The organism is Duganella sp. CY15W (genome assembly GCF_009857555.1).
In the GTDB taxonomy this organism is placed as follows: domain Bacteria; phylum Pseudomonadota; class Gammaproteobacteria; order Burkholderiales; family Burkholderiaceae_D; genus Rugamonas; species Rugamonas sacchari.
This window is the reverse complement of the sequence record NZ_WWCQ01000001.1, coordinates 757,931-783,055: the sequence shown is the minus strand read 5'-3', so window position 1 is coordinate 783,055 and position 25,125 is coordinate 757,931. Positions and strand designations below refer to the sequence as shown.

General features: G+C 58.1%; 27 protein-coding genes. 10 read left to right on the top strand and 17 right to left on the bottom strand.

Features of this window, described 5'->3' with window-relative positions; all coding sequences use genetic code 11:
• Positions 1-14: 14 nt before the first annotated feature.
• The gene (locus GTP58_RS03705) at positions 15-1,130 is read right to left on the bottom strand and encodes an alanine racemase (RefSeq protein ID WP_161076311.1); all 1,116 of its coding nucleotides are present in this window, start codon (positions 1,128-1,130) and stop codon (positions 15-17) included.
• Between the two features lie 46 nt (positions 1,131-1,176).
• Positions 1,177-1,803, bottom strand: a complete 627-nt coding sequence (locus tag GTP58_RS03700; protein WP_161076310.1) for a TetR family transcriptional regulator — start codon at positions 1,801-1,803, stop codon at positions 1,177-1,179.
• A gap of 126 nt (positions 1,804-1,929) precedes the next feature.
• Between GTP58_RS03700 and GTP58_RS03695 the strand changes: the two genes are divergently transcribed.
• The 6 genes from GTP58_RS03695 to GTP58_RS03670 all read left to right on the top strand — a co-directional run bounded on the left by GTP58_RS03695 (position 1,930) and on the right by GTP58_RS03670 (position 6,337).
• The gene (locus GTP58_RS03695) at positions 1,930-2,595 is read left to right on the top strand and encodes an O-methyltransferase (RefSeq protein WP_161076309.1); all 666 of its coding nucleotides are present in this window, start codon (positions 1,930-1,932) and stop codon (positions 2,593-2,595) included.
• Between the two features lie 7 nt (positions 2,596-2,602).
• A complete protein-coding gene (locus tag GTP58_RS03690; RefSeq protein WP_229215409.1) occupies positions 2,603-3,802 on the top strand; it encodes an arabinose transporter in 1,200 nt (399 codons plus the stop codon).
• On the top strand, positions 3,795-4,532 hold the full coding sequence (locus GTP58_RS03685; RefSeq protein ID WP_161076307.1) for a siderophore-interacting protein: 738 nt from the start codon (positions 3,795-3,797) through the stop codon (positions 4,530-4,532). Before GTP58_RS03690 ends, GTP58_RS03685 begins: the two co-directional genes overlap by 8 nt.
• Positions 4,533-4,600: 68 nt before the next feature.
• Positions 4,601-5,152 (top strand): hypothetical protein, encoded by a 552-nt coding sequence (locus GTP58_RS03680; protein WP_161076306.1) that lies wholly within the window; start codon positions 4,601-4,603, stop codon positions 5,150-5,152.
• Between the two features lie 10 nt (positions 5,153-5,162).
• Positions 5,163-5,453 (top strand): transcriptional regulator, encoded by a 291-nt coding sequence (locus GTP58_RS03675; RefSeq protein WP_161076305.1) that lies wholly within the window; start codon positions 5,163-5,165, stop codon positions 5,451-5,453.
• A gap of 20 nt (positions 5,454-5,473) precedes the next feature.
• Entirely contained in the window at positions 5,474-6,337 is an 864-nt protein-coding gene (locus GTP58_RS03670) for a DUF2141 domain-containing protein (RefSeq protein ID WP_161076304.1), read from the top strand.
• On the opposite strand, the gene GTP58_RS03665 is transcribed toward GTP58_RS03670, so the two are convergent.
• A complete protein-coding gene (locus GTP58_RS03665) occupies positions 6,338-6,727 on the bottom strand; it encodes a DUF4399 domain-containing protein (protein ID WP_161076303.1) in 390 nt (129 codons plus the stop codon).
• Between the two features lie 12 nt (positions 6,728-6,739).
• Positions 6,740-7,828 carry an iron-sulfur cluster carrier protein ApbC gene (gene apbC, locus GTP58_RS03660; RefSeq protein ID WP_161076302.1) on the bottom strand — a complete coding sequence of 363 codons (1,089 nt, stop codon included), beginning with the start codon at positions 7,826-7,828 and terminating at the stop codon, positions 6,740-6,742.
• A 99-nt stretch (positions 7,829-7,927) separates the two neighbouring features.
• Here apbC and metG point away from each other — a divergent pair, with 99 nt between their 5' ends.
• The 3 genes from metG (at position 7,928) to GTP58_RS03645 (ending at position 10,997) form a co-directional block, all read left to right on the top strand.
• A complete protein-coding gene (metG, locus tag GTP58_RS03655) occupies positions 7,928-10,093 on the top strand; it encodes a methionine--tRNA ligase (RefSeq protein WP_161076301.1) in 2,166 nt (721 codons plus the stop codon).
• A gap of 10 nt (positions 10,094-10,103) precedes the next feature.
• Positions 10,104-10,583 (top strand): GNAT family N-acetyltransferase, encoded by a 480-nt coding sequence (locus GTP58_RS03650; protein WP_161076300.1) that lies wholly within the window; start codon positions 10,104-10,106, stop codon positions 10,581-10,583.
• Positions 10,584-10,682: 99 nt separating this feature from the next.
• Positions 10,683-10,997: a hypothetical protein gene (locus GTP58_RS03645; RefSeq protein WP_161076299.1), complete on the top strand. Its 315-nt coding sequence runs from the start codon at positions 10,683-10,685 to the stop codon at positions 10,995-10,997.
• A gap of 65 nt (positions 10,998-11,062) precedes the next feature.
• On the opposite strand, the gene GTP58_RS03640 is transcribed toward GTP58_RS03645, so the two are convergent.
• The 9 genes from GTP58_RS03640 to GTP58_RS31865 all read right to left on the bottom strand — a co-directional run bounded on the left by GTP58_RS03640 (position 11,063) and on the right by GTP58_RS31865 (position 17,637).
• Positions 11,063-11,962 carry a hypothetical protein gene (locus GTP58_RS03640; RefSeq protein ID WP_161076298.1) on the bottom strand — a complete coding sequence of 300 codons (900 nt, stop codon included), beginning with the start codon at positions 11,960-11,962 and terminating at the stop codon, positions 11,063-11,065.
• A 68-nt stretch (positions 11,963-12,030) separates the two neighbouring features.
• Entirely contained in the window at positions 12,031-12,243 is a 213-nt protein-coding gene (locus GTP58_RS03635) for a hypothetical protein (RefSeq protein WP_161076297.1), read from the bottom strand.
• 67 nt (positions 12,244-12,310) lie between these two features.
• A complete protein-coding gene (locus GTP58_RS03630) occupies positions 12,311-12,697 on the bottom strand; it encodes a hypothetical protein (protein WP_161076296.1) in 387 nt (128 codons plus the stop codon).
• A 79-nt stretch (positions 12,698-12,776) separates the two neighbouring features.
• Entirely contained in the window at positions 12,777-13,043 is a 267-nt protein-coding gene (locus GTP58_RS03625; RefSeq protein ID WP_161076295.1) for a hypothetical protein, read from the bottom strand.
• Positions 13,044-13,124: 81 nt separating this feature from the next.
• Positions 13,125-13,550, bottom strand: a complete 426-nt coding sequence (locus GTP58_RS03620) for an SMI1/KNR4 family protein (RefSeq protein WP_161076294.1) — start codon at positions 13,548-13,550, stop codon at positions 13,125-13,127.
• A 1,415-nt stretch (positions 13,551-14,965) separates the two neighbouring features.
• Entirely contained in the window at positions 14,966-15,643 is a 678-nt protein-coding gene (locus GTP58_RS03615) for a TonB family protein (RefSeq protein WP_161076293.1), read from the bottom strand.
• A gap of 293 nt (positions 15,644-15,936) precedes the next feature.
• A complete protein-coding gene (locus GTP58_RS03610; protein WP_161076292.1) occupies positions 15,937-16,527 on the bottom strand; it encodes a DUF4304 domain-containing protein in 591 nt (196 codons plus the stop codon).
• Between the two features lie 391 nt (positions 16,528-16,918).
• Entirely contained in the window at positions 16,919-17,128 is a 210-nt protein-coding gene (locus GTP58_RS03605; protein ID WP_161076291.1) for a hypothetical protein, read from the bottom strand.
• 77 nt (positions 17,129-17,205) lie between these two features.
• Positions 17,206-17,637 (bottom strand): DUF5990 family protein, encoded by a 432-nt coding sequence (locus tag GTP58_RS31865; protein ID WP_373924688.1) that lies wholly within the window; start codon positions 17,635-17,637, stop codon positions 17,206-17,208.
• Between the two features lie 223 nt (positions 17,638-17,860).
• Here GTP58_RS31865 and GTP58_RS03600 point away from each other — a divergent pair, with 223 nt between their 5' ends.
• Entirely contained in the window at positions 17,861-18,649 is a 789-nt protein-coding gene (locus GTP58_RS03600; RefSeq protein WP_161076290.1) for an SDR family NAD(P)-dependent oxidoreductase, read from the top strand.
• A gap of 3 nt (positions 18,650-18,652) precedes the next feature.
• On the opposite strand, the gene GTP58_RS03595 is transcribed toward GTP58_RS03600, so the two are convergent.
• Genes GTP58_RS03595 through GTP58_RS03580 form a run of 4 tightly spaced genes read right to left on the bottom strand, consistent with a single transcriptional unit; the run spans position 18,653 to position 25,108 of the window.
• Positions 18,653-19,108: a cache domain-containing protein gene (locus tag GTP58_RS03595; RefSeq protein ID WP_161076289.1), complete on the bottom strand. Its 456-nt coding sequence runs from the start codon at positions 19,106-19,108 to the stop codon at positions 18,653-18,655.
• A 9-nt stretch (positions 19,109-19,117) separates the two neighbouring features.
• Positions 19,118-20,182 carry a porin gene (locus tag GTP58_RS03590; protein ID WP_161076288.1) on the bottom strand — a complete coding sequence of 355 codons (1,065 nt, stop codon included), beginning with the start codon at positions 20,180-20,182 and terminating at the stop codon, positions 19,118-19,120.
• A gap of 20 nt (positions 20,183-20,202) precedes the next feature.
• On the bottom strand, positions 20,203-23,811 hold the full coding sequence (locus tag GTP58_RS03585; protein ID WP_161076287.1) for a hydantoinase B/oxoprolinase family protein: 3,609 nt from the start codon (positions 23,809-23,811) through the stop codon (positions 20,203-20,205).
• A 22-nt stretch (positions 23,812-23,833) separates the two neighbouring features.
• Positions 23,834-25,108, bottom strand: coding sequence for an MFS transporter (locus tag GTP58_RS03580; protein WP_161076286.1), 1,275 nt, complete (start codon positions 25,106-25,108; stop codon positions 23,834-23,836).
• Between the last annotated feature and the right edge of the window lie 17 nt (positions 25,109-25,125).

The following is a 25,125-nucleotide window of genomic DNA, read 5'->3' as shown; positions in this document are numbered from 1 at the left end:
CCGGATCACGCACCTTACCAGCCGCTAAAGCGCGGCCAGACCGGCCAGTCGCCGCCGTTTTGCGGGATCACATGATACTGGCCGTGCTGCGCCGCCGTGGCGCAGGCGTGGTTCGGCAGGACGCGCAGGCTGCTGCCGGCCGGGAAGCGCTGGGTGATGTCCGCCCCCGTCTCGCCACGCCATTGCAGCACGCCGTGTTCCTGGTTGGCCTTGCCAAAGCCCAGCTCCGGCACCGGCCTCCCCTCGCTATCGCACACCAGGCCGTAGCCGTGATGGTTGTGACCAAGGTCGCGGCTCATCGCCATCCAGCCACCGTCGGTGATGACCCAGCCTTGCGCGGGCTGGTGGCCGATCACGGTGCACAGCACGCTGATGGCGACATCGTCGGTGCTGCATACGCCCACATCGACCATCACCATATCAAAGAACACGTAGACGCCCGCCCTCACCTCCGTCACGCCTTCCAGATGACGGGCGCTGAGCGCGGTCGGCGTCGAGCCGACACTGACCACTTCGCAAGCATGGCCGCCATGACGCAGCAACTGCGCCGCCGCGACGCAGCGCGAACGCTCCTGCTCGGCCATGCCCGCCAGCGCTTCCGGCGTATTCAGGTCGTAGGATGCGCCTGCATGGGTCATCACGCCCTTGAGCCGCGCGCCGCCCTGCAGCGCGGCGGCGATCTCCAGCAGCACAGGGTCGTCTGGTTTGACGCCGGAGCGATGGCCGTCCGTATCAATCTCGATCATCACGTCGTAGCACACGCCATGTTCCGTACCGCGCCGGGCCACCTGCTGCGCCATCGCCACCGACTCCAGCAGCAACGTCAGACGCAAGCCTTCGCGGATCAGCCTGAGCGCGTGATCCAGCTTGTTGGGCACAATCGCCACTGCATACAGAATGTCGTCCACACCGGCGCGGAAAAACTCTTCCGCTTCTTTCAGCGTCGAGACCGTAATCCCGCGCGCGCCCTCCGCCAGCTGGCGACGTGCCACCTCCAGGCATTTGCTGGTCTTTACGTGCGGGCGAAACGCGACACCCAACTGATCCATACGCTGCTGCATGCGTTGAATATTGCGCTGCATGCGCGCCTCATCCAGCAACAACGCCGGCGTTTCCAGAACAGTTTGCATCCGTAACTCCTCAAAATTAAACACTTCATCCAATTTTAGATGAAATTCATAATCCTTGCTCAAGGTAGGCGCAGAACATATCTGCGATGGCATCGCCATAGGTCCGGGCCTCGGCTGGCGTGCGCGCAGTATTGGACACATGCTTGCCCATGGTGCTGAGCGTGGTGAGGATCATGTCTCCCGCCATCGTGCGCGCATCGGCGTTTGCCCCCGGCCAGACCTCCAGCATGAACTTGTCGATCGTCTCCTGTACCGCAGCGCGCGCCTCTTGCGCTTCCGGCGCATTGCGGTACAGCGGCGCCGCATCGTCCAGCGCACCGCGCATTTCCACTTCCTCGCACTCGGACTGCACAAACACATGCACCAGATTGCGCAAGCGCTCAAGCGGCGGCTTGCCCGGCGCCTCCAGCGCGCCACGCATCATGTCGGTGGTCTGTTTCCACTCATCGGTTTGCAGCCGGAACAGGATGGACGCCTTGTTCGGAAAGTATTGATACACCGACCCAACGCTCACGCCAGCCTTCTCCGCCACCCTCGCGGTGGTGAAACGCTGCGCGCCCTCTTTGGCCAAAACCTGAATAGCGGCCTGCAATATGGCCGCCACCAGTTCGGCGGAACGGGCCTGTTTCGGCTGTTTTCTCGAGGAGATCTGCGGGCGCGGGCGGTCTGTCATGGCAGCGAAAAAGTGGGTTGAGGAATGCGAATAGAAAATGTGACGAATTCGTCGCATACTTCGATGTGACGAATTAGTCGCATTTTACGCCAGCGCGGCATCGCGCTCAACCTACAAGACACCATCATGACCACTATCGCCACACCACAATTCAATGCCTTGATTGACCAGCTGTTTGCCGAATCCAAGGCCGCCATGCCGGACCGCAGCCATCCATTCTTCCAGCTCAGCGAAGCGGAACAGGACAAGCTGATGGCCAGCAAAACCGAATACCTCGACTTCTACCGCAGCCTGAAAGACATGCCGCTGGCCGTCTCGCGCGAAACCGGCATGCTGCTGTATATGCTGGTGCGCGCAAACCAGGCGCTGTCGATCGTCGAATTCGGCACCTCATTCGGCGTGTCTGCCCTGTACCTGGCCGCCGCGCTGAAGGACAACGGCGGCGGCCACCTGCTCACCACCGAGTTCGAGCCCTCCAAGGTGGAACGCGCCCGCGCCAACCTGGATACGGCCGGCTTGCTCGACCTGGTCGAAATCCGCCAGGGCGACGCCCTGCAAACCCTGGCCGCCGACCTACCTGACCGCATCGACATGCTGTTGCTGGACGGCGCCAAAGGCCTGTATCCAGAAGTACTGCAACTGGTCGAACACCGTCTGGCGCGCGGCGCCCTCATCATCGCCGACGACGCGGCCTACAGCCCGGAATACCTGGACTACATCCGTTCGTCCACGCACAGCTATCTGTCGATGCCGCTGGATGGCGGCATCGAACTTTCCCTCCGTCTCAAGTGAGCAAACCATGCAATCTACTTCTCCGGCGCCAGGCGGCGCCAATGTATTCCTGACGCTGGCGCCTATCACGCTGGCGGTATTTATCGCTTTTCTGACTATCGGCATCCAGTTGCCCGTGCTGCCGCTGCACCTGCACGACACACTGGGCATGGGGCCGGGTGTGGTGGGCCTGGTGGTCGGCGCGCAGTTTGCCGCCGCCCTGCTGTCACGCGCCTGGGCCGGCAACTTTGCCGATATGCGCGGCGCCAAGCGTGCCGTCATCACCGGCGCACTGACGGCTTCCGCCTCCGGCCTGATCTACCTGGCCTCGCTGGCTTTTGTTGATGCTCCCGTGTCATCGGTGTGGGTGCTGGTTGCAGGCCGCGTGCTGCTGGCATTGGGCGAAAGCCTGATCGTCACCGGCACCATGGGCTGGGGCATCGGCCTGGTCGGCCCGCAGAACGGCGGCAAGGTCATGGCCTGGCTGGGCATCGCTATGTATGCCGCTTACGCACTCGGTGCGCCGGTGGGCGTGGCGTTCAACAGCGTTGCGGGCTTTAGCGGCATCGCGATTGCCACCATCGTGACGCCGCTGCTGGCCGCCATCATCGTACCGGGCGTCCGCGCTACGCCGCCCAGCGCCACGCGCCGCACGCCGTTCTACAAGGTGCTGGGCGCAGTGTGGGCGCCTGGTGTGGGACTGGCTTTGTCCAGCGTCGGCTTTGGCGTCATCACGGCGTTCATTGCGCTGCTGTTTGCCGCCAAATCCTGGGGCAATTCGGCACTGGCCTTCTCCGCGTTTGGCGCTGCCTTCATCGGCGCCCGCCTGCTGTTCGGCCACCTGCCGGACAAACTGGGCGGCGCCCGCGTGGCGCTGGTGTGCGTGGTGATCGAAGCCATTGGCCAGTTGCTGATCTGGGGTGCGGGCACGGCGCCGCTGGCGTATATGGGCGCCGCGCTGACCGGCTTCGGCTACTCGCTGGCCTTCCCCGGTTTTGGTGTGGAAGCCATGCGCCGCGCGCCGCCGCAAACGCGTGCGCTGGCCATGGGCGCGTATGTGGCTTTCCTCGACATCTCGCTCGGCATCACCAGCCCATTGGCCGGCATGCTGGCCGCGCACTGCGGCATCAGCGCGGTGTATCTGGCGGGTGCGGCATCGGTATCGCTGTCCTTCGTGGTCGCATTGATGCTGTTGGGCCGCCAGTCGCAAGGAGTCCGCCATGCTTGAACTTCTGCGCCCCAAACGCCTGCAAGTCCAAGCGCAGGTGCAGGCGACACGTCTGACGTCGCCGCACCTGCAGCGGATTACCTTCGGCGGGCCGGAACTGGCGGCCTTCCTGCAAACGGATGGCATCGACACGCCCGCCGCCTGGGTCAAGATCTTCCTGCCATCGGGTGAAAGCCGCGCCTACACCATCCGCAGTGTCGATCACAGCGCAGGCACGATGGACATTGAATTCATGCTGCATACGGCGCATGGCGCATCCGGTCCCGCCGCAACCTGGGCTGCACAAGCCCAGGCCGGCGAACAGGTCGTCATCGCTGGTCCGCGCGACGGCGGCTACGCGCTGCCGGATGGCGCAAGCTGGTTGCTGCTGGCCGGCGACCTGACCGCGATGCCAGCCATCCAGCGCATCGCGGCGACGCTGCCGCCAGGCCTGCCGGCCGAGATCCACGTCGAACTGGCATCGCCAGACGACCGCCAGGTCATCGACAGCACGGCCTCGCTGAATGTGCACTGGCTGCCCGCTGGCGCCATGCCCGGCAGCGCGCTGTGCCTGTCGCTGCTGAATCGCCCGTTGCCGCCCGGTCCCGGTTACATCTGGATCGCCGGCGAATCGGCCAGCATCCGCAGCCTGCGCAACCGCTACCTGCAAACGCTGTGGCTGGACGCAAAACGCGTCAGCGCCAAAGGCTACTGGAAAGTCGGCGAAGCAGCGCACCGCGACGCAGCCTAAATTGTTGTTGACATCAGGATAATCCCCAAGCAGTATACTCTGCATTACAGAGTACTCTATGGATCATCATGAATCAGCAAATGGCACGCGACATGCTCGCGGAGATTGAGCAAACCCAGCAACGTAGCGCGCAGTATCTCGGCTATTGGCGCCAAGGCCCAACGGTTCAGCTGTGGGGCCTAGTATGGATCATCGCCCACGTCGCCTGCTACTTCCTGCCCGCCAGCGCCGGTCAGATCTGGCTGGTCTGCGACGCCATCGGCTTCGCCGGCACCGTCCTGCTCCGCCTGCGCCATAGCACCGATGACAGCAGCCAGCGGCAGACCGGCCGCCGCCTGACGTGGGCCGGCTGCATCCTGCTGGCGTTTGGCGCCATCGCGTCCATGCTGATCGGCCCTCGCGGCCGCGCGATCGAAGTACTCTGGACTTGCCTGTTCATGAGCGCGTACATGCTGCATGGCCTGTGGTTTGGCTTGCGCTGGACCGTGCTGGGCGCGCTGGTGATCGCCGTCAGCCTGCTGGCCTACTTCTCGCACAGCCCATGGTATGAACTCATCATGGCCGCAGCGGCGGGCGGCGGCCTGCTGCTGGGTGGCACCTGGATGCGCCACGCGCGCTGAGGCCATCCACATGAACGGCCTCGATGAAGTGATCCACCAAAGCACACGCCTGCGCATGATGACGGCGCTGCACGCGCTCAAGAAAGATGAGTGGATAGAGTTCGTGCGCCTCAAATCGCTGATCAACGCCAGCGACGGCAACCTGGGCGCGCACCTGGACACGCTGGCGCGCGCCGGCTACGTGGAAATCGATAAACAAATCGTCGGCAAAAAACCGCTGACCCGCATCCGCACCACCACCGCCGGCCGCGCCGCCTACCGCCACCACGTGGCGCAACTACGCTCGCTGCTGGACATGTAATCCGACCTGAAAGGAATACCATGCATCTGACTTTGATTGGCTGGCTGCACACGCTGGCTTGCTGTTACTCGCTCATCATCGGCGCCAAACTGCTGTGGGCAGCCAAGGGCGGCACAGCGCACCAGCGCGATGGCCGGCGCTATATTTATGCGATGGTGTTTGTGAATCTGAGCGCGCTGGGCATCTACCAGATCGGCGGCTTCAATATCTTCCACGTACTGGCACTGTGCACGCTGGCCAGCCTGGGGATTGCGTTCGCCAGCGCGCGCTGGCAAACGCCGGGACGGCAGTGGCTGCGCGTCCACCTGACCGCCATCGTCTTCAGCTACTACCAGCTGATCGGCGGCCTGATTAACGAACTGTTCTCGCGCGTGCCATCACTGATTGGCCAGCAGGCCATGCTCGGCCTGTCGCAGGGTCTGACCATCGTGGTGTTCCTGATGATCCTCGCCTACTTCTGGGGCCGGACGGCGCGCGGCGCGGCGGCGGCCATCGCGCTGGCCGCATTGGCCACCACGGCGCAAGCCAGCACACTGACATTGGATCTCAAAGGCGTCATCCCTGGCAAAGGCAGTGTGGCCATCGTGCTGTACGACAGCAGCGAGAGTTTCCTGCACAAGGGCATGAAGAAAAAGATCGTCCCCGCTGGCGAGGCCGCCATGCAGGTCAAACTGGAGGATCTGGCGCCCGGCGACTACGCGGTCGCGCTGTTTCAGGACGTGAACGGCAACGGCAAGCTGGACACCATGATCTTCGGCATTCCCTCCGAACCCACGGGCTTCAGCAATGACGCCGAAGGCAGCTTCGGTCCGCCCAAATACGAAGCGGCCCGCTTCTCGCTGCCAGCCGATGGCAGGACCATCGGCATCACGCTGCACAAGTGATTACTTGACGGTGATTTTGATTTCCTTGTTCATGCCCGGGCCGTAGGCCTGGTGCAGGCCGTTGGCAAACTGCATGGTCAAGGTGTAGTTCCCCGGCGGCAGGGTCAGTTCCGTTTCGGTCTGGCCCTTGCCAAAGTGGATGTGCTTCTCGTCGGCCGGAATCACCTCGCCGGCCTTGACCGGCGTGGCGTTGACCAGCAAATGATGGTGGCCGGTATTGGAGGTCATGTCGCCGGCCGGCTTGATGTCCATGCCGGCCACCGCGAACTTGACCTTGAACGGGCTGGTCACCGTCGCGCCGTTGGCCGGCTCGACAAACCATACCGATTGCTGCGCAAACGCGCCCGCGCTCAGGGTCAGCAGCGCTGCCGCCAATACCGCTTTCATCATGATGCTCTCCTGTTAGTCGTTCTTGACGACAATGGTAGGGAACTTGCTGGTCATGTCCTTGGCTTTTTCTGCCACCTGCACCGCTACTTTACGCGCGATTTCCTTATAGATGGAAGCAACTTTACCATCCGGGTCAGCGACCACGGTCGGCTTGCCCGCATCGGCCTGCTCGCGGATCGCCATGGTCAGCGGCAGCGCGCCGAGGAAGTCCACGCCGAAGTCCTTGCACATCTTCTCGCCACCGCCGTGGCCGAAGATCTCTTCCGCATGGCCGCAGTTGGTGCAGATGTGCACGCTCATGTTTTCCACCACGCCCAGGATCGGGATGCCGACTTTCTCGAACATCTTCAGGCCCTTGCGCGCATCTAGCAACGCGATGTCCTGCGGCGTGGTAACGATGACCGCACCGGTGACCGGCACTTTTTGCGACAGCGTCAGCTGGATGTCGCCGGTACCTGGCGGCATGTCGACAATCAGATAGTCCAGGTCGCGCCAGTTGGTCTGTTCCAGCAACTGCTGCAGCGCCTGCGTGACCATCGGGCCGCGCCACACCATCGGCTCATCCGGATCGATCAGGAAGCCGATTGACGACACTTGCACGCCGTAATTCTCCAGCGGTTCCATCGACTTGCCATCCTTGGTCTGCGGACGGCCGGACACGCCCAGCATCATCGGCTGCGACGGGCCGTAAATATCGGCATCCAGCAGGCCAACCGAAGCGCCTTCTGCGGCCAGCGCCAGCGCCAGGTTGACGGCGGTGGTCGACTTGCCCACGCCACCCTTGCCCGAGGCCACGGCAATGATGTTTTTCACATTGACCATCGGCTTCAGGCCGCGCTGCACGGTGTGCGCAAGGATCTTGCTGGACACGCTCACGCTGATATTGCCCACGCCCGGCAGCGCCTTCAAACCGGCAATCACACTGCTGCGGATGGCGTCGATCTGGCTGTTGGCTGGATAGCCCAGTTCGATGTCGAGCGAGATATCGCTGCCATCGACCTTCAAATTCTTCACGGACTTGCCGCTGACGTAATCTTTCGTTGTATTTGGATCAACGATTTTAGACAGGGCGGCCTTGACGTCTTCTACTGCAATGCTCATGTAACTCTCCGTTAAATATGCTGCCATTCTAGCGCAACCTGCGCAAGCACCGCATCCGCTGTTAAAATGCTCCTTTTCCACCCAAAAAGTGCATTAACCATGACTCGTAAGCTGTTTGTCACCACTGCCCTGCCCTACGCGAACGCCGCTTTCCATATTGGCCACATGATGGAGTACATCCAGGCTGACATCTGGGTCCGGTTCCAGCGAATGCAGCGTGACGGCGATGCACCGCGCGAGGTGCACTTTGTCGGCGCCGACGACACTCACGGCACGCCGATCATGATTGCGGCGGAAAAGGAAGGCATTACTCCCCAGGAGTTCGTTGCCAAGATCGCGGCTGGCCGCGCCCAGTACCTGGACGGCTTCCACATCGCGTTTGATAACTGGTACTCGACCGACTCGCCGGAAAACGTCGAACTGTCGCAAGGCATCTACCGCAAGCTGCGCGATGCCGGCCTGATCCAGACCAAAACCGTGGACCGCTTCTTTGACCCGGTCAAAGGCATGTTCCTGGCCGACCGCAACATCAAGGGCGAATGCCCGAAATGCGGCGCCAAGGATCAATACGGCGACAACTGCGAAGTATGCGGCGCGGCTTACCAGCCGACCGACCTGGTGAACCCGTTCTCCGTGTTCACCAACGCCACGCCGGTGCTGAAACCATCGGAACAATACTTCTTCAAACTGTCCGACAAGCGCTGCTACGAATTCCTGCGCGACTGGCTCAACACCCCTGGCCGCCTGCAGCCAGAGATGGTCAACAAGGTGTCCGAATGGCTGGGCGAAGCCGGTGAAAAACTGGCCGACTGGGATATCTCGCGCGATGCGCCTTACTTCGGCATCCCGATTCCTGACGCACCGGGCAAATACTTCTACGTCTGGCTGGACGCGCCAGTCGGCTACCTGGCTTCGCTGAAAAACTACTTCGGCAAGAAAGGCATCGACTACGACGCCTTCCTGCAAGACCCGAACGCGGAACAGATCCACTTCATCGGCAAGGACATCGTCTCCTTCCACCTGCTGTTCTGGCCAGCGATGCTGAAGTTTGCCGACCACCCGACCATCGACCGCATGCGCGTCGCGGTGCACGGCCACCTGACCGTCAACAACGAAAAAATGTCCAAGTCGCGCGGCACCGGCATCTCGCCGCTGCGCTACCTGAACCTGGGCATGAATCCGGAATGGCTGCGCTACTACATCGCCTTCAAGCTGAACTCCAAGGTCGAAGACCTGGACTTCACCGGCGACGACTTCGTGGCCCGCGTGAACTCGGACCTGATCGGCAAATACGTCAACATCGCGTCGCGTTGCGCCGGCTTCATCGCCAAGAAATTTGACGGCAAGCTGGCCACCAGCCTGTCCGCCAACGCGCAGGAATGGATCAAGCGCGCACTGGTGACGCCGGAAGGCGTGGAACGCCAGGCCAATATCGCTGCCAACTTCGAGTCGCGCGAGTTCGGCAAAGCGCTGCGCGAGATCATGGAGATCGCCGACTTCGCCAACCAGTACGTGGACGAGAACAAGCCGTGGATCCTGGCCAAGGACGAAAGCAAGCTCGCCGAGCTGCACGACGTCTGCACCACCGCGCTGATCCTGTTCCGCCAGCTGTCCATCCTGCTGTCGCCAGTGCTGCCAGGCGTGGCCGCCAATGTCGCCAAGTTCCTCAACGATGAGCAGTTCGACTGGACGCAAACCAATGTGGCCAGCGGCGTGGTCGCCAACGCCATGCTGGGCCGTACCATCGGCGCCTACACGCACCTGATGACCCGCGTTGATCCAAAGATGATCGAAGACCTGTTCGATGCGCCGGCTGCCGGCGCCGCACCAGCGGCAGCACCAGCCGTCAAGGCTGAGAAGCCAGCCAAAGCCAAGGCCGCCCCAGCGGTGGCCGTGACCGAGACTGGCATTGAAGTGATCGCGCCAGAAATCTCGGTAGACGACTTCTTCAAGGTCGACCTGCGCATCGCCAGGATCGTCAACTGCGAACACGTGGAAGGTTCCGACAAGCTGCTGCGCCTGACGCTGGACGCTGGCGAAGGCCGTCACCGCAACGTCTTCTCCGGCATCAAATCGATGTACCAGCCGGAAGACCTGATCGGCAAGCTGACCGTGCTGGTGGCCAACCTGGCGCCGCGCAAGATGAAGTTTGGCGTGTCGGAAGGCATGGTCATGGCAGCATCGGCAGTGGATGAAAAAGCCAATCCAGGCATCTACATCCTGAACCCATGGCCGGGCGCTGAACCGGGCATGCGCATCAGCTAAGGAAGCCGGCATGAACCTTGTGGTGCGCGAAGCGACAAAGGAAGATGCCAAACTGATCGCCGAGCTCACGCGTGCAGCGTGGGCCGGCAAGGTCAGTGTTACCTCCAGCGGCCACCGCGAAACCGCCGTCCTCGTAGCAGAACACCTGCGCGATGGCGGCGGTTTTGTTTTGGAGATCGATCAGCAACCGGTAGGCTCGGTACGCTGGCTGCCGCTGGATGCGGAGCAGGACGTGTGGGAAGTGTGCCGCATGGGCGTGCTACCGGAGCATCGCGGCAGCAATCTGTCGCAGCATCTGCTGGAAGCCGTGATCCACCACGGCCTGGCCGTGGGCGTGGAAGAAGTCCGCCTGGCGGTGCGCGCCGACCAGCCCAAACTCATCGACTTCTACACCGCGTATGAATTTGAGCTCGCGGAAGAGCTGGAATACTCGCACGCCAATCCACTGGAGCCCGCGCCGCTGGTGATGCGACGCTCGCTGCGGCACTGAATCGCTTGTCCGACGTAATCACGAGGGTGCGTCCTACCTGCTGTTGGACGACAAGGTGAAAAAATAACTGTTCACAGTTACCTCACCTGAGGACACATCATGAAGCTTGCCATCCCACTGCTGGCCTTCTGCCTGAGTTCAGCAGCTTACGCCCAGCAAACCAATCCTGATCCAGCGGTTAAAACCGCCAACGGCAAGGCTGCGCATGCCAAATCGACCAGCCAATCGAAATGCGCCGGCATGCAAGGCGGCGTCGATGCCAGCGGCGGCGAAAGCGTCGAGATGCACGCCAAATCGGACAAAGCCACCGCCGCCAATAGCAAAGCGTGCGGCAAAGATAATCGCAAAGCCGATTCTCCCAGCGCCGCGCCGACAACACCGAATCCAGAACAAAAAGATCCAGTGCTTAAATAATTGCAGTACATGACAGGCGGCTTCCGCACCCCGTTGCGGACCTTGGCACTCATTTACACAAAGCCTTACCGCAATAATTGGACATTTAAAATAGCCTCTCTCAGGCTCGTCACCTTAAAGTCCTTCATGGTATCCGGGACGTATCCAATGGAATTGATAACATCACCACTTGGAAGGCTAGCTACACCAATGTACATTATGCTGCCCTGCATGTCAGAACCCCACCCATCGCACACTCGAACCCCATTTTTGACGTTTATATAAGGTCCCTCATGTTTTTTTCCTGAAAACGTCCGGGTTAGTGCATTGGTACAAAGCTGGGTGAATTCTGCAGTTGTTATTGTGCGAGGTAGCGGGGTAGCATTTATCATTATATTTGGTGAACTATTTCCTGGCTCACCCGTCTTATTATAGAGCAGTGTGCCCACCATTTTTTTAACCGGCAACATGCCTGGAATTCTCAATCTTGCTCCGAACGCAACCTCACTGTCCAGCTTAGTTTCGTCCCACTCAAGATGATCCAAGAATGGTTGTGCGAGCTCGAAGACCGCACGGGACTTTTCAACAGGACCATTAAAACTCACAGTAACAGAAAGTTGCGTGCCTCCCCGATTTACAGTAAGCCAAGTCCCATCCCAATTTCCAACATTTCCAGTTCTGGATCTTTTGTAAAGTCGCCCCGCCAACCTCCCATTGGAAAACGCCTCAGGGGGAACAGGGTAGGAATATTTTAAATATTCTTTATCATTTTCAGGATTGTATTTAATTATAGGCATAGCCGTAACCAAGATAGCGGCCGTTCCTATATCATCTTTTAGATAGGTCCCGATACGAGGATAACTGAAGCTACGGGGGTGAATTGATTTTAGTCCGCTTCCTGCAATTTCGATTTTAGCATCGCTCGTGGCAGCGACTACTTGGGCACAAACTAGCATAAAAAGAAAAGAAAAAACATTGGTTTTCACGATTTGGTTGAGTCTTTAAAAGTATTGGTTGATACGAATTTCTATAAAACATAGTCAGCTTTTGGCCGTTATAGGTCAGCTTTCCCAAGCATATCGCGTTCTTGATAAAACAACTGATGTCCAATTTTTCTTGCTTCATCAAGCTCAAGTCCGAACACTCCCATTATGAGACCCAAGCACTCATGTTTTTTATAGCCGTCTCCACGCGCCTTGCGATATACCTCTGCGGCAGTAGCTCCATGTTTTTTCATGTCCAGATACGGTGCAGGGTCTTGGTCCATTTTATCTCCAAACTTTCCTTAATGAGCGCCACATCAACGACAGCTCTTGGCCGGTTCTCGACAATTGCTAAGACCTGACGTCAAGCCGAGTAATTTCGAAATCGACATGCCCCTCACCAAAGACATCGTCAAGCTCAATGACAAAGCCGTTGACTTCCACAAGCCCCTCTGAGGCATCAATGACTAGCCCACGCCCTTTGTACGAATAGCTTCCAGTGCTCTCCATCCACTCCGTTGACAATGCCTCTATTTCGTCGTCAGGCCAGTCCGAGAAATAAGCTGCTTGAGCCTGCCCCTCCAACGTAGACAGGCGATTTTCAACGACATCCCCAACATTGAGACTGCAAGGCCAACAAAAAGCCACAACCTCACCTTTTCCGCTGCTCAGCTTTACGGACGCGCATTCATTACCAGGTGAGTACGGCTCGACTGATATAACAGAGAGTGTTGCCATGTTCGATATTTAAAATTTCTTAGCTAAGAAGGACTGCAACTGGCCGGTTATTGTCGCATTCGGTGAAACCGCTTTACATTTATCGCCAAGGATTGAGCAAAGTGATCGATTGAGAACGAACGTTTATTTCACAAAACCAGTCCATCCACCCATTTTGTTTGTGTTCTGGCGCAAAGGAAATGAGAGGACAGACGCCCTTGGTGGCGTAGTCTGCAAAAGCAAAGAAGGTACTGAATTCGGGTGATTTGGCTGTGAACACATAGTGACCGTCCGGTAAAAATAGGTCCAATCGACCGCCATCCGCGATAATTTCTGCATCATATCCATTGTTTAAGCGTACGCGCATTTTTTAACTCATGCTAATAGTTGAGCGTCCGTCTGTCACTGGCCGAATGCTGAATCCGATAAAGTTCACGTTCTTGATCGATCATCCGATCGTTTTGTACCAGTCAATGACGTACTCCCAGATTTCTGTGACCGAACCACGTGATTGCTGCACAGAGTCACCATCGCTAGGGTTCCAAAGAACTCCACGACCAGTTGCCCAGTCAAACCCAATCAGATTACCGCATCCGTCATCCCCAACGAGCACAAGCGAATGAAATTGCTTAGGGAACCAAGGCTCTTCCTTGAGCCGGTTCATACTCAGAATTTCGCTTTCAGCATCTGCTGGATACAAGAGCTGACACTCTGTCGGACCTTTATATCCATTAGATATGCCGTACATAGAGCGAACATCCTCAGGCAGCTGCAGCCCAATCGCTACCTCTAATTCGGTGATCCGCTCGGTCGTGACTCCAGTCATATTTGCCTTTACTTTTTTAACCTTGAAGGTCTGCTGTTGGCCGTTCACGGCTTAAACCGTTCCTAGAATAGGACTATTGACACGCTAGCGCGCAAAGGCTTCTTTTATGTGTATTTGTTCAGACTTAAGATCAACACACTCCACGGACACAGCATTCCTGTGTGGCGATATAACCACCTTCAATCCATTATCGTGATAGATGTAGTCCTTACCGTCAAGTTTTCGTTTAACTAACGCCCCTGTGTATAACTCGATCGTGTTGGATTCAACTTTCTTCTCCGTCACTGAAAGTTCAGCCTCAAATTGTTTAACAAGGTTTATGGCGAAACTAGAGGCCGCATCTTCATTGTCAAATTTAGCCCATGCATTTGCGCTCCATATCAGTCCAGTCTTTTGGCTTACGCCTACCTCAGGTTGCGTATAGGGTGGCATTACATCATGCGGGGTAACGAAGACTGAATTTAGGCCCCTAGCGGTCACCGTTCCTACGACGAGTGACGAACCAAATGTCTGACCAAATCCAGTGGTTAGAGAACACGGTGTTGTTCCAGAACCCGCTTGTGCGGGGTGGCACGAAATACCCAAGCCGACAGTTACTAATACAGCAGCATATTTAAAAATCACTCTATTCCCTTTTGTCTAGCTTTCTGACTGGCTGTCACTGGCCGAGGTCAGTCTTTCACTGCTGAGGTTTGTACTGCTGCACAGCCTCTTTTCCCATTTCCAGGACACCTGCACACTCACTGTCTAGCTGGGCCTTGGACTTTTCGGTTACCTGTTTTCTAAATTTTCCGAGTTCTTTTTGAAACTGGATATCAGCGTTCAGTTTTTCGTATTCTTTTTTATACCCATCAAGAACCGCCTTAACAGAAACTTGATAGTATAAGTATTTTCAGGATACCGCTCAGAACATACATTCGCATAGGCGACGACAGCGGGCGCAAATGGGTCAAGTTCACGGTTTCCGTTTTTTGGACTATTTTCCACGGCGAGAGCTCCCTGCGTTAGGGCGAGCATAACAACTCAACTCCGAACACTGACGTTCTTATCATATACTCAATTTCAACGACAGCTCTTGGCCGGGTGCTGTCTAACCGGCCTGTTTGTCACCAACGCGCCATGACAACCCCGCAATCAGTCCGAGTCCCAAGAGCAGTAGGGATGCCATGCCCTTGCTTACAGTGAAGACGATTATTTGAAATCCCACGTTGTTTGCATAGAGGTCTGGAGATGGATTCACTCGTAGCTCTTCCATCGTACTGTAGATATCCACGATTCCAATAGTCAATACGCCGAGAAGCCAAGTGCAAAAGACTATAAGTAAAATGTATTTTCGTTGCATTTCAAATATTCTCGCGAAAGCTAGTACGTCTACTACTGGCCGAGCACAGACAACCAAGCACAAACTTATGTATCCCTTCCGGTGGATGAACTGTTTCTCACTGTCACCCTGGTTTGGGGATTCAACGTGATAGATCCGCTTGGTAACGCGCAAATGCATTCCCAGGCACTGGCGCCCCCCTGTTCACACTTGGTAGAAACTTGCAGCTCTCCAGCTTCCGAACGGCTGCTTCTTGGAGTTCGGTACTGGTACCGTCCTTCACCACTTTAATGCCGAACGGCTTGCCTTCAGGCGAGACCAGAAAGCGCAGCAGAACGCCGCGACCGGAGGCCGGGTTGTCGACCAAGACAAGTCCCTCGGCCCCAGCGCATGACTCACGAATCAAAACAGGGCGCGAGACGGACGGATTACCTTCCTGTTCAAGCGTCCATTTGAAAGCTACCTTACTCCAATGCGCCCCCACCGGTTGGCCATCACGCGTAATCGGTATAAAACGACATGACGCCATCATCGAGAGTGTCGCCTCGTCGAGAATGTCCCAACCACTAGACTTATAGACCCGCTGACCGTAGGGCTTACCATCATCCCCTACGAGAACCTCTGTGGTAGTCGTCCCCTCCAATTCATAGCGCAACGCCTCGCGTGGCCAGGCGGGCTGGGGGCAACTAACCGGAGTCCCACCGGCATACTTTCCCGGCAATGGCGGTGGCTGCTGCACGACTATTTCCTGATTTTGAGCATGGACTGCCGCTGGGATGAATAATGCGAGGGCAAGCGCGAGAATAGACTTCATGTTCATGGTCTTCGGAGTTAAAACGTTACGATGTTGATCTTGGGCATCCTACCCGGCTTGCTAAAATCCGTCTATGATCGGCAACGGCCGGAGAGGCTTGCGAGGCCGGAGCAGTGCCCGCTTTTGGCCGAATACGGCCAACATGGTCAGAATAGTATCTTGCCAGTGTGCAAACCTAACGATTTGTCACGCCCTGACAGAAGTCGCCCCGTTGTTGCCATTCGCACATTTAGGAAAATAGCAGCTCGATGCACGATAATTCAATGCGGACTCACTGACTTCCTACCGCTGAAAAATCATTACCCGAGGTCGATACCGTGTTGATGTGCCCAGAGTTCAATACGTCGCCAGTCAGTCGGCCTTATTGACATCAAACGCTGCAGGCACTGTTTGGCGCCTGTTGTGTTACCCAAGAAGATCAAGATTTCCGCAGCATCGATAGACGCCTCATGCTCCAATAGGTCTTTCAGCCCGGCAATTGACTCAATTCGCGCCAACCACGGTATCGCGAACTCTTGAACTACATTACGTGTTTGTTCCACAATTTGCGTGTTGTCTTGCTCAAGATTTACCGTCCACCAGATATCGATCCCTTCGGGCATCAGGCTGCCTACGCGGCGGCGAATCGTGCATTCATATTCTTTTGGAAGAAACGAGAGCTTACCGCCCCGCACTCGTGCGTCTAATGCCGGATAGTATCGCCCAACATTAAAAGTAAATTGTCCCTCTTTCCCAGAGTTCCATTGACTTGCTTGAACGTTGATGACTGCGATGGATTCAGTTTGTACGAGGTGAAAATTTCTAGCCTTTTTCTTAAACCCAGCATCCTTCAAGATTGGCATGATACCAATTCTGACCAACTCATCTATGGCTTTCGCAATTTCACTCATCAATAGAACTCAAAAATTATGGATGCCCGCTCTTGGCCGAAATCAGTCAAGTCTATCCTAAGTGATTTTTCAACCCCAACCTAAGAAGTCTTTCCGCATATGTTCTAGCAGTATCTTCGTCAGCAAAGTCGCAAACATTATTTCGGGAAAATGCACTTTTCCATGAAAATTTTGGATCCGAAAATGCTCGTACTAGCTGCAAACGTAGCTCTTCCCATATAGGAGTATCGAGTCCTACTTCCTGCCGCAAACAGTCCAGCGCCTCGTGCTCGCTATGACCAATTTCTACTGAGAAGAAGTTAGTGAGAATGTAATCTATATGTTCGAACATGATAAAGAAGAAAAATGCGAAGGGTTGGTTTTGGCCGAACATTGCCCCTAATCAGGCCCATCATTCTCTGACCACCTTTCCCAGCTTCAACAAAACCCATGCAATCCCCAAAAATGGCAATGCCATCGCCAGAGTAAGAAGTAATGCAGGAATCAGAGACACATGCATCCAAACTACCGCTCCGAAAAGGTAAACAACGGCGACGAGCGCAATCACCACGTTTAGCAAATGGCCGGCTAGCAGCGATAGTTTTTTGGCGATTTTTTTCATAGTCCGTGGCTGCCTTATCTACGCAAAGAAGGCCAATGAGAGGCGTGCGTCAGAGTCTGTTCTTGGCTGTTAGCAACCTAGAGTAATTTCCAGCAAACTGGCCGGCTCCCACCAATATTGGCGCCAGTCGAGGTAACGCGTGGCGCATGATCGACTAGAACACCGACTAACGGCTTCTGCTGTTTAACGGACTCGCGTATGTCGCTCCACTCAATACCAGCAAGCGGTAACTTCAAGCGCTGAGCTAATGTTCCATCTCCTTCGGCCCACGAGAGGTATAAAAAACGCCCGGCAGGTGGACCATGAGCGAAAGAGCCGAGCAACACGGGCTCACCAGATTTGCCAGATTTTACTTGGAGAGATAGTTCAAATGTAGTTTCACCAGCGCCCCCAATAGTCCCGATTTGCAGGTGCCCGTCTTTGTCTTGCAAACCGAAAGTTCCGGGTTTGCGCCCCCAAATTAACGGTCCTTTACCGTCATAGACTACTCTCAAGTGTACGAAATCCATTTTCGAAATCAATTCGTCATTTTTTAGCCAACGGCCAGCCAATCACATTCAGGTACCCTTACAGTACACAAGCCGATGGCAATTTACCATATAAGCCTTGCCGAAAATCTAGCGAAATGCCACTGAGGAAACTGCGATCGAAATAACTCTTTAAGGTAGATTGCCTTCCCTCGCTTTTCGACTAGGATGGAGCGGCACATCACCTAACTCGAAAGGACATGTCATGCAGATTGATCTGAAAGGTAAGACCGCTATCGTTACTGGTTCCACGCGTGGCATCGGTTACGCCATTGCACTGGGCCTGGCCGGCGCTGGAGCGACGGTTGTTATCACGGGCCGCAAGCAGACGGACGTCGATCAGGCGCTCAACAAGCTGCGCGATCAGGTGCCGGGTGCGCAGGTGCGCGGTGTGGCGGCGGATCTGGGGAATGCGGCAGGTTTCGCTATCCTGCAAAAGGCTGAGCCGGTGGCGGACATCCTGGTCAACAACCTCGGTATCTTCAATCTGCAGCCATTCGCCGAGATTCCCGACGAAGAGTGGACGCGCTTCTTTGAAATCAACATCATGTCGGGCGTGCGCGCCAGTCGCGCTTACCTGCCTGGCATGCAGCAGAAGAACTGGGGACGTATCGTGTTCATTTCGTCGGAATCGGGACTGAATATTCCAGCCGATATGATTCACTATGGGTTCACCAAGACCGGTTATCTGGCGATCTCGCGCGGCCTGGCCAAGAGTCTGGCCGGCACCGGCATCACGGTGAATGCGGTGCTGCCCGGACCTACGCTATCGGAGGGGGTGCAGCACCTGGTGGCGCCGGATGCCGACTATGCGGCTGCGGAGCGCGAAGCCAACGCCTTTGTGAAAGAGCATCGCAGCACGTCCATCATCCAGCGGGTGGCGACGCCGGAGGAAGTCGCTAACATGGTGGTCTATGTCTGCTCGCCACAGGCATCGGCCACCACCGGCGCGGCACTGCGCGTGGACGGCGGCGTGGTCGATACCATCAGCTGACGGCTATTTGTAGATACCGCAGCCGATCACCACATCATCCACACGCTCGACGTAAGTGCGTTTGGCGTCAATCGTGCCGGTGCTCGGGTTAGGCCATTTGTAATCGACCCAGCCTTTGCCTTCTTTGCTCATGCCGACGGCGAGTATGTCCTTGATGAGGAACTTGCCGTCCGCATCCTTCATCTCCTTGACGTTTTTGCCGACCAGCTTCTGGTTGGCGCCATTGGACGTTTCGATGCCGTCGCCATTGGCGGAGAAGGTGAAGATATACAGGTCGTTCTGGATGAACTGTCCTTTCGGATTATTGAACTCGGCGTAGGCCTTTTCTTTGCCATTCTTCTTGAGGAAGTCGCCGGCTTTTTTCACCATGGCCACCGCTTCATCCGCCGTGCCCTTTTCTACCGCGCCAGCGACACCCGTCCACACCATCAACAGCACCATCAAGATACGCTTGAACATAACCACTCCTTAAAAAATATGGCGGATGCCGAGGTTGAGCGCGCGGTTGCCGGTACCACCTTCAATCGCGCTGCCGACCGTGTAGCCGGCGCCGTTCTTGTTGCGGATGTAGCCGTACACGCCATACAGGTCGGTACGTTTGGACAGGTAGTAGCGATACCCCGCCGCAAACTGCTCCGCATCCTGATTGAAGCCGGTCTTGTCGTTCTTGCGGATGTAGGAGCCCAGCCAGGTGCCCAGGCCAGCAGGCACTGTCACGCCCAGCAAAATGACGTCGCTGTCGGTAGAGGGCGTCGGCGCCACCGCCGCGCCAAACGGATTGGCCAGGTTGCGCGGCAAGGCGCTGTTGACGCCTTTGTCCACCCCATAGGCGAAATGCGCCTTGGCCACGCCGAAGTCGTACAGCGCTGTAATCACGGAGTTACGCGCACTGCTGACGTTCTTCACAGTGGCAGTTTCGTTGTTGCGATAGTGCGTGGAGAGCCGCAATGTCAACGGACCGCCAACGTATGCCAGGGTGCCACCGAACTGGCGGCTGGCGCTATTGTCACCAGCCACCTCGCCGGCGCCATACACCACCTCCGTGCTGAAGCCATGCACCATCGGCGAGATGTATTTGACGGCATTGTCCATGCGGCTAGCGCTATTGCCGGTCGATGCCATGAGGTTCTTGGTATCGCCCGCAGTACCGGAACCGAAGGGATCAACCGCCGCCACGGCCAGATACTGCGGCGTGTACTGGCGGCCTATCGCCACTGTACCGGCGCTGCCTTGCAGGCCGACGTAAGCCTGACGGCCGAACAGCAGGCCGCCCTGCCCCATCGCGCCGGTATCGCCCTGGAAGCCATTCTCCACCAGGAAGATCGCCGACATGCCGCCGCCCAGATCCTCTGTGCCCTTGAAACCGATGCGCGAGCCTGATTCCACGCCGCTCGTCACCTTGGTGCTGGAAGCCGTGCCGCCACTCTCGTGCACCAGCGCCATGTCGAATATGCCGTACACGGTGACGTTGGACTGTGCCGCCGCCATGCCTGCCACTGCACTCAATGCGAGTGCGATCATTGTTTTTTTCATTGTCATCTCCCTTGTTTTAGTTAGGCGCCGAAGCCACCACCGCCCGGCGTTTCAATCGCAAACACATCACCTGCCTGCATCTCCGCGGTATGGGTCGCACCAAATTCCTCGACCGTGCCATCGCCGCGCTCCACCCAGTTACGGCCCAACGCGCCCGCTTCCGCACCCTGCAGGCCAAACGGTGCGATGCGGCGGTGGCCGGCCAGGATGTTGGCGGTCATCGCTTCCAGGAAGCGGATGCGGCGCAGCGCACCATCACCGCCACGATGCAGCCCCGCGCCGCCGCTGCCGCGACGGATGGCATGCGTCTCCACCAGCACCGGGAAGCGCCACTCCAGCACTTCCGGATCGGTCATGCGCGAGTTGGTCATGTGGGTCTGCACAGCGGCTGTACCGTCAAATCCTGGACCGGCGCCAGAGCCGCCAGCAATCGTCTCGTAGTACTGGTGTTCGTCGTTACCGAAGGTGAAGTTGTTCATCGTGCCCTGCGAGGCGGACATCACACCCAGCGCACCATACAGGGCGTCCGTGACATACTGCGATACTTCCACGTTCCCAGCGACCACCGCTGCCGGATAGCGCGGGTTCAGCATCGAGCCTTCCGGCACGATCAGGTGCAGTGGTTTGAGTACGCCTTCATTCATCGGAATATCACTGTCGATCAACGTGCGGAATACGTACAGCACCGCCGCCTTGCACACCGACAGCGGCGCGTTGAAGTTGGTCGGACGCTGCTCGCTGGTGCCGGTGAAGTCAACGATGGCGCTGCCGTTATCACGGTCGATGGTCAGCTTCACCTGTAGCAGCGCGCCATCATCCATCTCATAAGCGAAGCTGGCATCGCGCAGCTGGCGGATGGCCTTGCGTACGGCCTGCTCGGCGTTGTCCTGCACGTGCTGCATGTAAGCCAGCACCACGTCATCACCGTAGGTCGCTACGGCCTTCAGCAATTCATTGGCGCCGGTTTCGCAAGCGCCCAGTTGCGCGATCAGGTCGGAGATGTTCTGGTCGATGTTACGGCTCGGCCAGGGGCCGGCGGCAAACAGCACCCGCACTTCCTGTTCGAGGAAGACACCACGGTCGACGATCTTCAGGTTATCCAGCAGGACGCCCTCTTCCAGGATGCTGGTGCTATTCGGTGGCATGGAGCCTGGCGTGATGCCGCCCACATCGCCATGGTGGCCGCGCGCGGCGACGTAGAACAGCGGCTGATCGGCTTTGCCGTACACCGGGCAAACCACGGTGATGTCCGGCAGGTGGGTGCCCCCGTTGTATGGCACATTAAGTACATACGCATCGCCCGGCGCCATGGTGGCGGCATGCTGGCGGATGACGCATTGCACGCTGTCGCTCATCGAGCCAAGGTGCACTGGAATGTGCGGTGCATTGGCGATCAGATTGCCATGGCGGTCGAACACGGCGCAGGAAAAGTCCAGGCGCTCCTTCATATTGACCGAATACGCGGTGTTCTCCAGGGTGGTGCCCATCTGGCGCGCGATCGCCATGAACAGGTTGTTGAAGATCTCCAGGTGAATCGGATGCACGGCAGTGGTCATCTTGTGCGCGGCGCCTGCGGCGACCACGCGCTCCAGCAGCAGCGTATGGTCTGGCAGCACGCGTGCGCTCCAGCCGGCATCCACCACGGTGGTGGCGATGGCTTCGCGGATCAGCGCCGGGCCAGCGACGCGGCTACCCGCTGGCAGCTCGGCGCGTACATACAGCGGGATCGGCACCGTCTGGCCATCAACGTAGCTGTAGACGCGGCCATCGACCACATTCCCGCCGCCGGACGGCACGGCGATTTCAAAGTCGGCGCCATCGCCGGCGCCTATCGCCTCGGCGGACACGGACTCAATCACCAACGGCTGGCCTTCCATCACGAAGCCGAAGCGGCTGCGGTACAGCGTGGCGAAGGCTTCGGCCATGGCGATCTCGCTGTCCAACGCGACGACGAAAGCAGAGTCACTGTCCTGGTATTTTACGCGCGCGCACAGTTCAACGCAGATGTCGTCCAATGCGACCTGTTGCGCCAGCAGTTCGTCGGCCGCCTGCTGCGTCAGCGTCGCCAGTTGCGGCGCCAGCGCGGCGAGCGTGGCGGCATTCAGCGGCTGCTCGACGGCGGCTTCGCGCATTGCACGAATGTCCGCCAGGCCCATGCCGAATGCCGACAACACGCCAGCAAACGGATGAATCGCGATCTTGCTCATGCCCAGAACATCGGCCACGCGGCAGGCGTGCTGGCCACCGGCGCCGCCAAAGCAGCACATGGCGTAGCGGCTGACGTCATAGCCGCGCTCCACCGAAATCGATTTGATCGCCTGCGCCATATTATCGACAGCGACCGCCAGGAAGCCATCTGCCACCGCCGATGGCGACAGGCGCGTACCGGTTTCGGCTTCGATCTGCTCGGCCAGTTTGCTGAAGCGGCGCACCACCACGTCACGGTCCAGCGGCTGGTCGCCGTTGGGACCAAACACGTGCGGGAAGTGCTCGGGCTGAATCCGGCCCAGCATCACGTTGCAGTCGGTGACGGTCAGTGGGCCGCCTTTGCGGTAGCTTGCCGGCCCCGGATTGGCGCCCGCCGATTCCGGGCCAACCTTGAAGCGGCCGTTCTCGAAGCTGCAAATCGAGCCGCCACCCGCTGCTACCGTATGAATGTGCATCATCGGTGCGCGCACACGCACGCCAGCAACGACGGTTTCGAACACCCGCTCATAAGCGCCATCGTAATGCGCAACGTCGGTCGAGGTGCCGCCCATGTCAAAGCCGATCACCTGTTTCAGTCCGATCGCCTCACAGCTCTTGACCGCGCCGACGATGCCGCCAGCAGGACCGGACAGAATCGCATCCTTGCCCTGGAATCGGCTGGCGTCCGTCAGGCCGCCATTGGATTGCATGAACATCAGGCGCACATCGCCGGTATCCGCCGAAACGCGCGAGACATAGTCGCGCAGCACAGGCGACAGGTAAGCATCCACCACCGTCGTATCGCCGCGACCGACAATTTTCATCAGCGGGCTGACTTGATGGCTGACCGAGATTTGTCTGAAGCCTGCCTCTTCGGCCAGCACACGCAGACGCTGTTCGTGCTGCGGGTAACGGTATGCGTGCATGAGCACAATCGCAATCGCATCGATGCCGCGTTCGCGCAATGACTGGAACTGGCGCCGCAGCAGCGCTTCGTCCGGCGCTTGCAGCACTTCGCCACGTGCGCCGATACGTTCATCAATCTCGATCACGTCTTCATAGAGCAGATCCGGCAGCGCGATGTGCATGGCGAAGATGTCCGGACGGTCCTGGTAGCCGATGCGCAGCTGGTCGGCGAAGCCACGGGTAATCGCCAGTGCGGTGCGCGCGCCTTTGCGCTCCAGCAGCGCATTGGTCGCCACCGTGGTGCCCATCTTGATGACCTCAATCTGCCCGGCTGGCAGTGGATCGCCAGTCTTCAGCCCCAGCATCTCGCGCATGCCCTGGGTAACGGCGTCGTCGTAGCGCTCCGGGCACTCCGACAGCAGCTTGTGCGTTACCAGCTTGCCGTCGGGACGGCGCGCGACGATGTCCGTGAAGGTGCCGCCACGGTCAACCCAGAATTGCCAGCGCAGTTGTTGAGCGGGGATGTCGTTTTTCATGATGATGCCTTTAAGTCTGTAATCAGGATTCGAGTTGTTTGCCGGCGGTTTCCGGCAGTGTCAGCGCCGCCAGGATCATGACGGCGTATGCTGTGCCGGCGAAGATGCCGATGGCTTCACCCAGCGCCATCGACTGGCTGCTCATGCCGATCATGAGCGGGAACAGCGAACCGACTGCGCGGCCCATGTTGTAGCTGAAGCCCTGGCCCGAGCCACGGATGGCGGTCGGGAACAGCTCCGTCAAGAACGCGCCCATGCCGCTGAACACACCGGACACGCAGAAGCCCAGCGGGAAGCCGAGGAACAGCATCACGCCGTCGGTCACCGGCAAACGGGTGTAAGCCAGCGCGATGCACATTGAACCGGTAGCGAACAGGATGAAGTTCTTTTTGCGGCCAAGGTAATCGGTCAGGAAGGCGCTGACGATGTAACCGGCATAGGAGCCCACAATCACCATGGCCAGGTAGCCACCGGTACCCAGCACCGTCAAGTGACGCTCGGTCTTGAGGAAGGTGGGCAGCCAGGTGGTGATGGCGTAGTAGCCGCCCTGGGCGCCAGTGGTCAGCAGCACGGCACGCAGGGTTACACTCAACATCTTGGGCGAGAAGATCTGCCAGAACGATGGCTGGCCTTCGGCACGCGCCGCTTTCTTCTTCTCGGCCACGAACACTTCCGGCTCATCGACAAAGCGGCGAATGAAGATGACGAACAGCGCAGGCAAGATCCCCAGCAGGAACAGCGAGCGCCACGCCCATTCCGGCGGCAGCAGCGAGAACATCAGCGCATACAGCAGTGCGGATACGCCCCAGCCGATCGCCCATCCCGCCTGCACCATGCCGACCGCCTTTCCGCGATCCTTGGCGCGGATTACTTCGCCGATGAGGATGGCGCCTGCGGTCCATTCGCCGCCCATGCCAAAGCCCATCAGGCCGCGCGCCCACAACAGCTGCGTAAAGTTCTGCGCCAGGCCGCATAGCACGGTGAAGAAGGCAAACCACAGAATCGTAATTTGCAGCGCTTTCACGCGCCCGATGCGGTCTGACAGGATGCCGGCGATCCAGCCGCCTGCTGCGGACGTCAGCAGCGTCACCGTGCCGATTAAACCCGCGTCGCCCTTGGACAGGCCCCAGGTGGCGATCAGTGTTGGAATCACGAAGCTGAGGAACTGCGTGTCCATCGCATCCAGCGCGTAGCCGATTTTGCAGCTCCAGAAGGTACGCCGCTCCTTGCCCGTCAAGGCGAAGAACCAGGAAAAGAATCCTTCCCGCTGGTCCGTGCTGAGTGCTCGTGTATTCATGGTTGTCTCCCTTTTTG

Excerpts from the sequence above, each read along its gene's own strand:
- GTP58_RS03705 (WP_161076311.1), bottom strand. The coding sequence starts at position 1,130 with ATGCAAACTGTTCTGGAAACGCCGGCGTTGTTGCTGGATGAGGCGCGC.
- GTP58_RS03670 (WP_161076304.1), top strand. The coding sequence starts at position 5,474 with ATGCATCTGACTTTGATTGGCTGGCTGCACACGCTGGCTTGCTGTTAC.
- GTP58_RS03675 (WP_161076305.1), top strand. The coding sequence starts at position 5,163 with ATGAACGGCCTCGATGAAGTGATCCACCAAAGCACACGCCTGCGCATG.
- apbC (WP_161076302.1), bottom strand. The coding sequence starts at position 7,828 with ATGAGCATTGCAGTAGAAGACGTCAAGGCCGCCCTGTCTAAAATCGTT.
- GTP58_RS03610 (WP_161076292.1), bottom strand. The coding sequence starts at position 16,527 with ATGAGTGAAATTGCGAAAGCCATAGATGAGTTGGTCAGAATTGGTATC.
- GTP58_RS03585 (WP_161076287.1), bottom strand. The coding sequence starts at position 23,811 with ATGAAAAACGACATCCCCGCTCAACAACTGCGCTGGCAATTCTGGGTT.
- GTP58_RS03615 (WP_161076293.1), bottom strand. The coding sequence starts at position 15,643 with ATGAACATGAAGTCTATTCTCGCGCTTGCCCTCGCATTATTCATCCCA.
- GTP58_RS03630 (WP_161076296.1), bottom strand. The coding sequence starts at position 12,697 with ATGGCAACACTCTCTGTTATATCAGTCGAGCCGTACTCACCTGGTAAT.
- GTP58_RS03590 (WP_161076288.1), bottom strand. The coding sequence starts at position 20,182 with ATGAAAAAAACAATGATCGCACTCGCATTGAGTGCAGTGGCAGGCATG.
- GTP58_RS03700 (WP_161076310.1), bottom strand. The coding sequence starts at position 1,803 with ATGACAGACCGCCCGCGCCCGCAGATCTCCTCGAGAAAACAGCCGAAA.
- GTP58_RS03600 (WP_161076290.1), top strand. The coding sequence starts at position 17,861 with ATGCAGATTGATCTGAAAGGTAAGACCGCTATCGTTACTGGTTCCACG.
- GTP58_RS03695 (WP_161076309.1), top strand. The coding sequence starts at position 1,930 with ATGACCACTATCGCCACACCACAATTCAATGCCTTGATTGACCAGCTG.
- GTP58_RS03685 (WP_161076307.1), top strand. The coding sequence starts at position 3,795 with ATGCTTGAACTTCTGCGCCCCAAACGCCTGCAAGTCCAAGCGCAGGTG.
- GTP58_RS03635 (WP_161076297.1), bottom strand. The coding sequence starts at position 12,243 with ATGGACCAAGACCCTGCACCGTATCTGGACATGAAAAAACATGGAGCT.
- GTP58_RS03665 (WP_161076303.1), bottom strand. The coding sequence starts at position 6,727 with ATGATGAAAGCGGTATTGGCGGCAGCGCTGCTGACCCTGAGCGCGGGC.
- GTP58_RS03605 (WP_161076291.1), bottom strand. The coding sequence starts at position 17,128 with ATGAAAAAAATCGCCAAAAAACTATCGCTGCTAGCCGGCCATTTGCTA.
- GTP58_RS03625 (WP_161076295.1), bottom strand. The coding sequence starts at position 13,043 with ATGCGCGTACGCTTAAACAATGGATATGATGCAGAAATTATCGCGGAT.
- GTP58_RS03680 (WP_161076306.1), top strand. The coding sequence starts at position 4,601 with ATGAATCAGCAAATGGCACGCGACATGCTCGCGGAGATTGAGCAAACC.
- GTP58_RS03650 (WP_161076300.1), top strand. The coding sequence starts at position 10,104 with ATGAACCTTGTGGTGCGCGAAGCGACAAAGGAAGATGCCAAACTGATC.
- GTP58_RS03595 (WP_161076289.1), bottom strand. The coding sequence starts at position 19,108 with ATGTTCAAGCGTATCTTGATGGTGCTGTTGATGGTGTGGACGGGTGTC.
- metG (WP_161076301.1), top strand. The coding sequence starts at position 7,928 with ATGACTCGTAAGCTGTTTGTCACCACTGCCCTGCCCTACGCGAACGCC.
- GTP58_RS03645 (WP_161076299.1), top strand. The coding sequence starts at position 10,683 with ATGAAGCTTGCCATCCCACTGCTGGCCTTCTGCCTGAGTTCAGCAGCT.
- GTP58_RS31865 (WP_373924688.1), bottom strand. The coding sequence starts at position 17,637 with ATGGATTTCGTACACTTGAGAGTAGTCTATGACGGTAAAGGACCGTTA.
- GTP58_RS03580 (WP_161076286.1), bottom strand. The coding sequence starts at position 25,108 with ATGAATACACGAGCACTCAGCACGGACCAGCGGGAAGGATTCTTTTCC.
- GTP58_RS03690 (WP_229215409.1), top strand. The coding sequence starts at position 2,603 with ATGCAATCTACTTCTCCGGCGCCAGGCGGCGCCAATGTATTCCTGACG.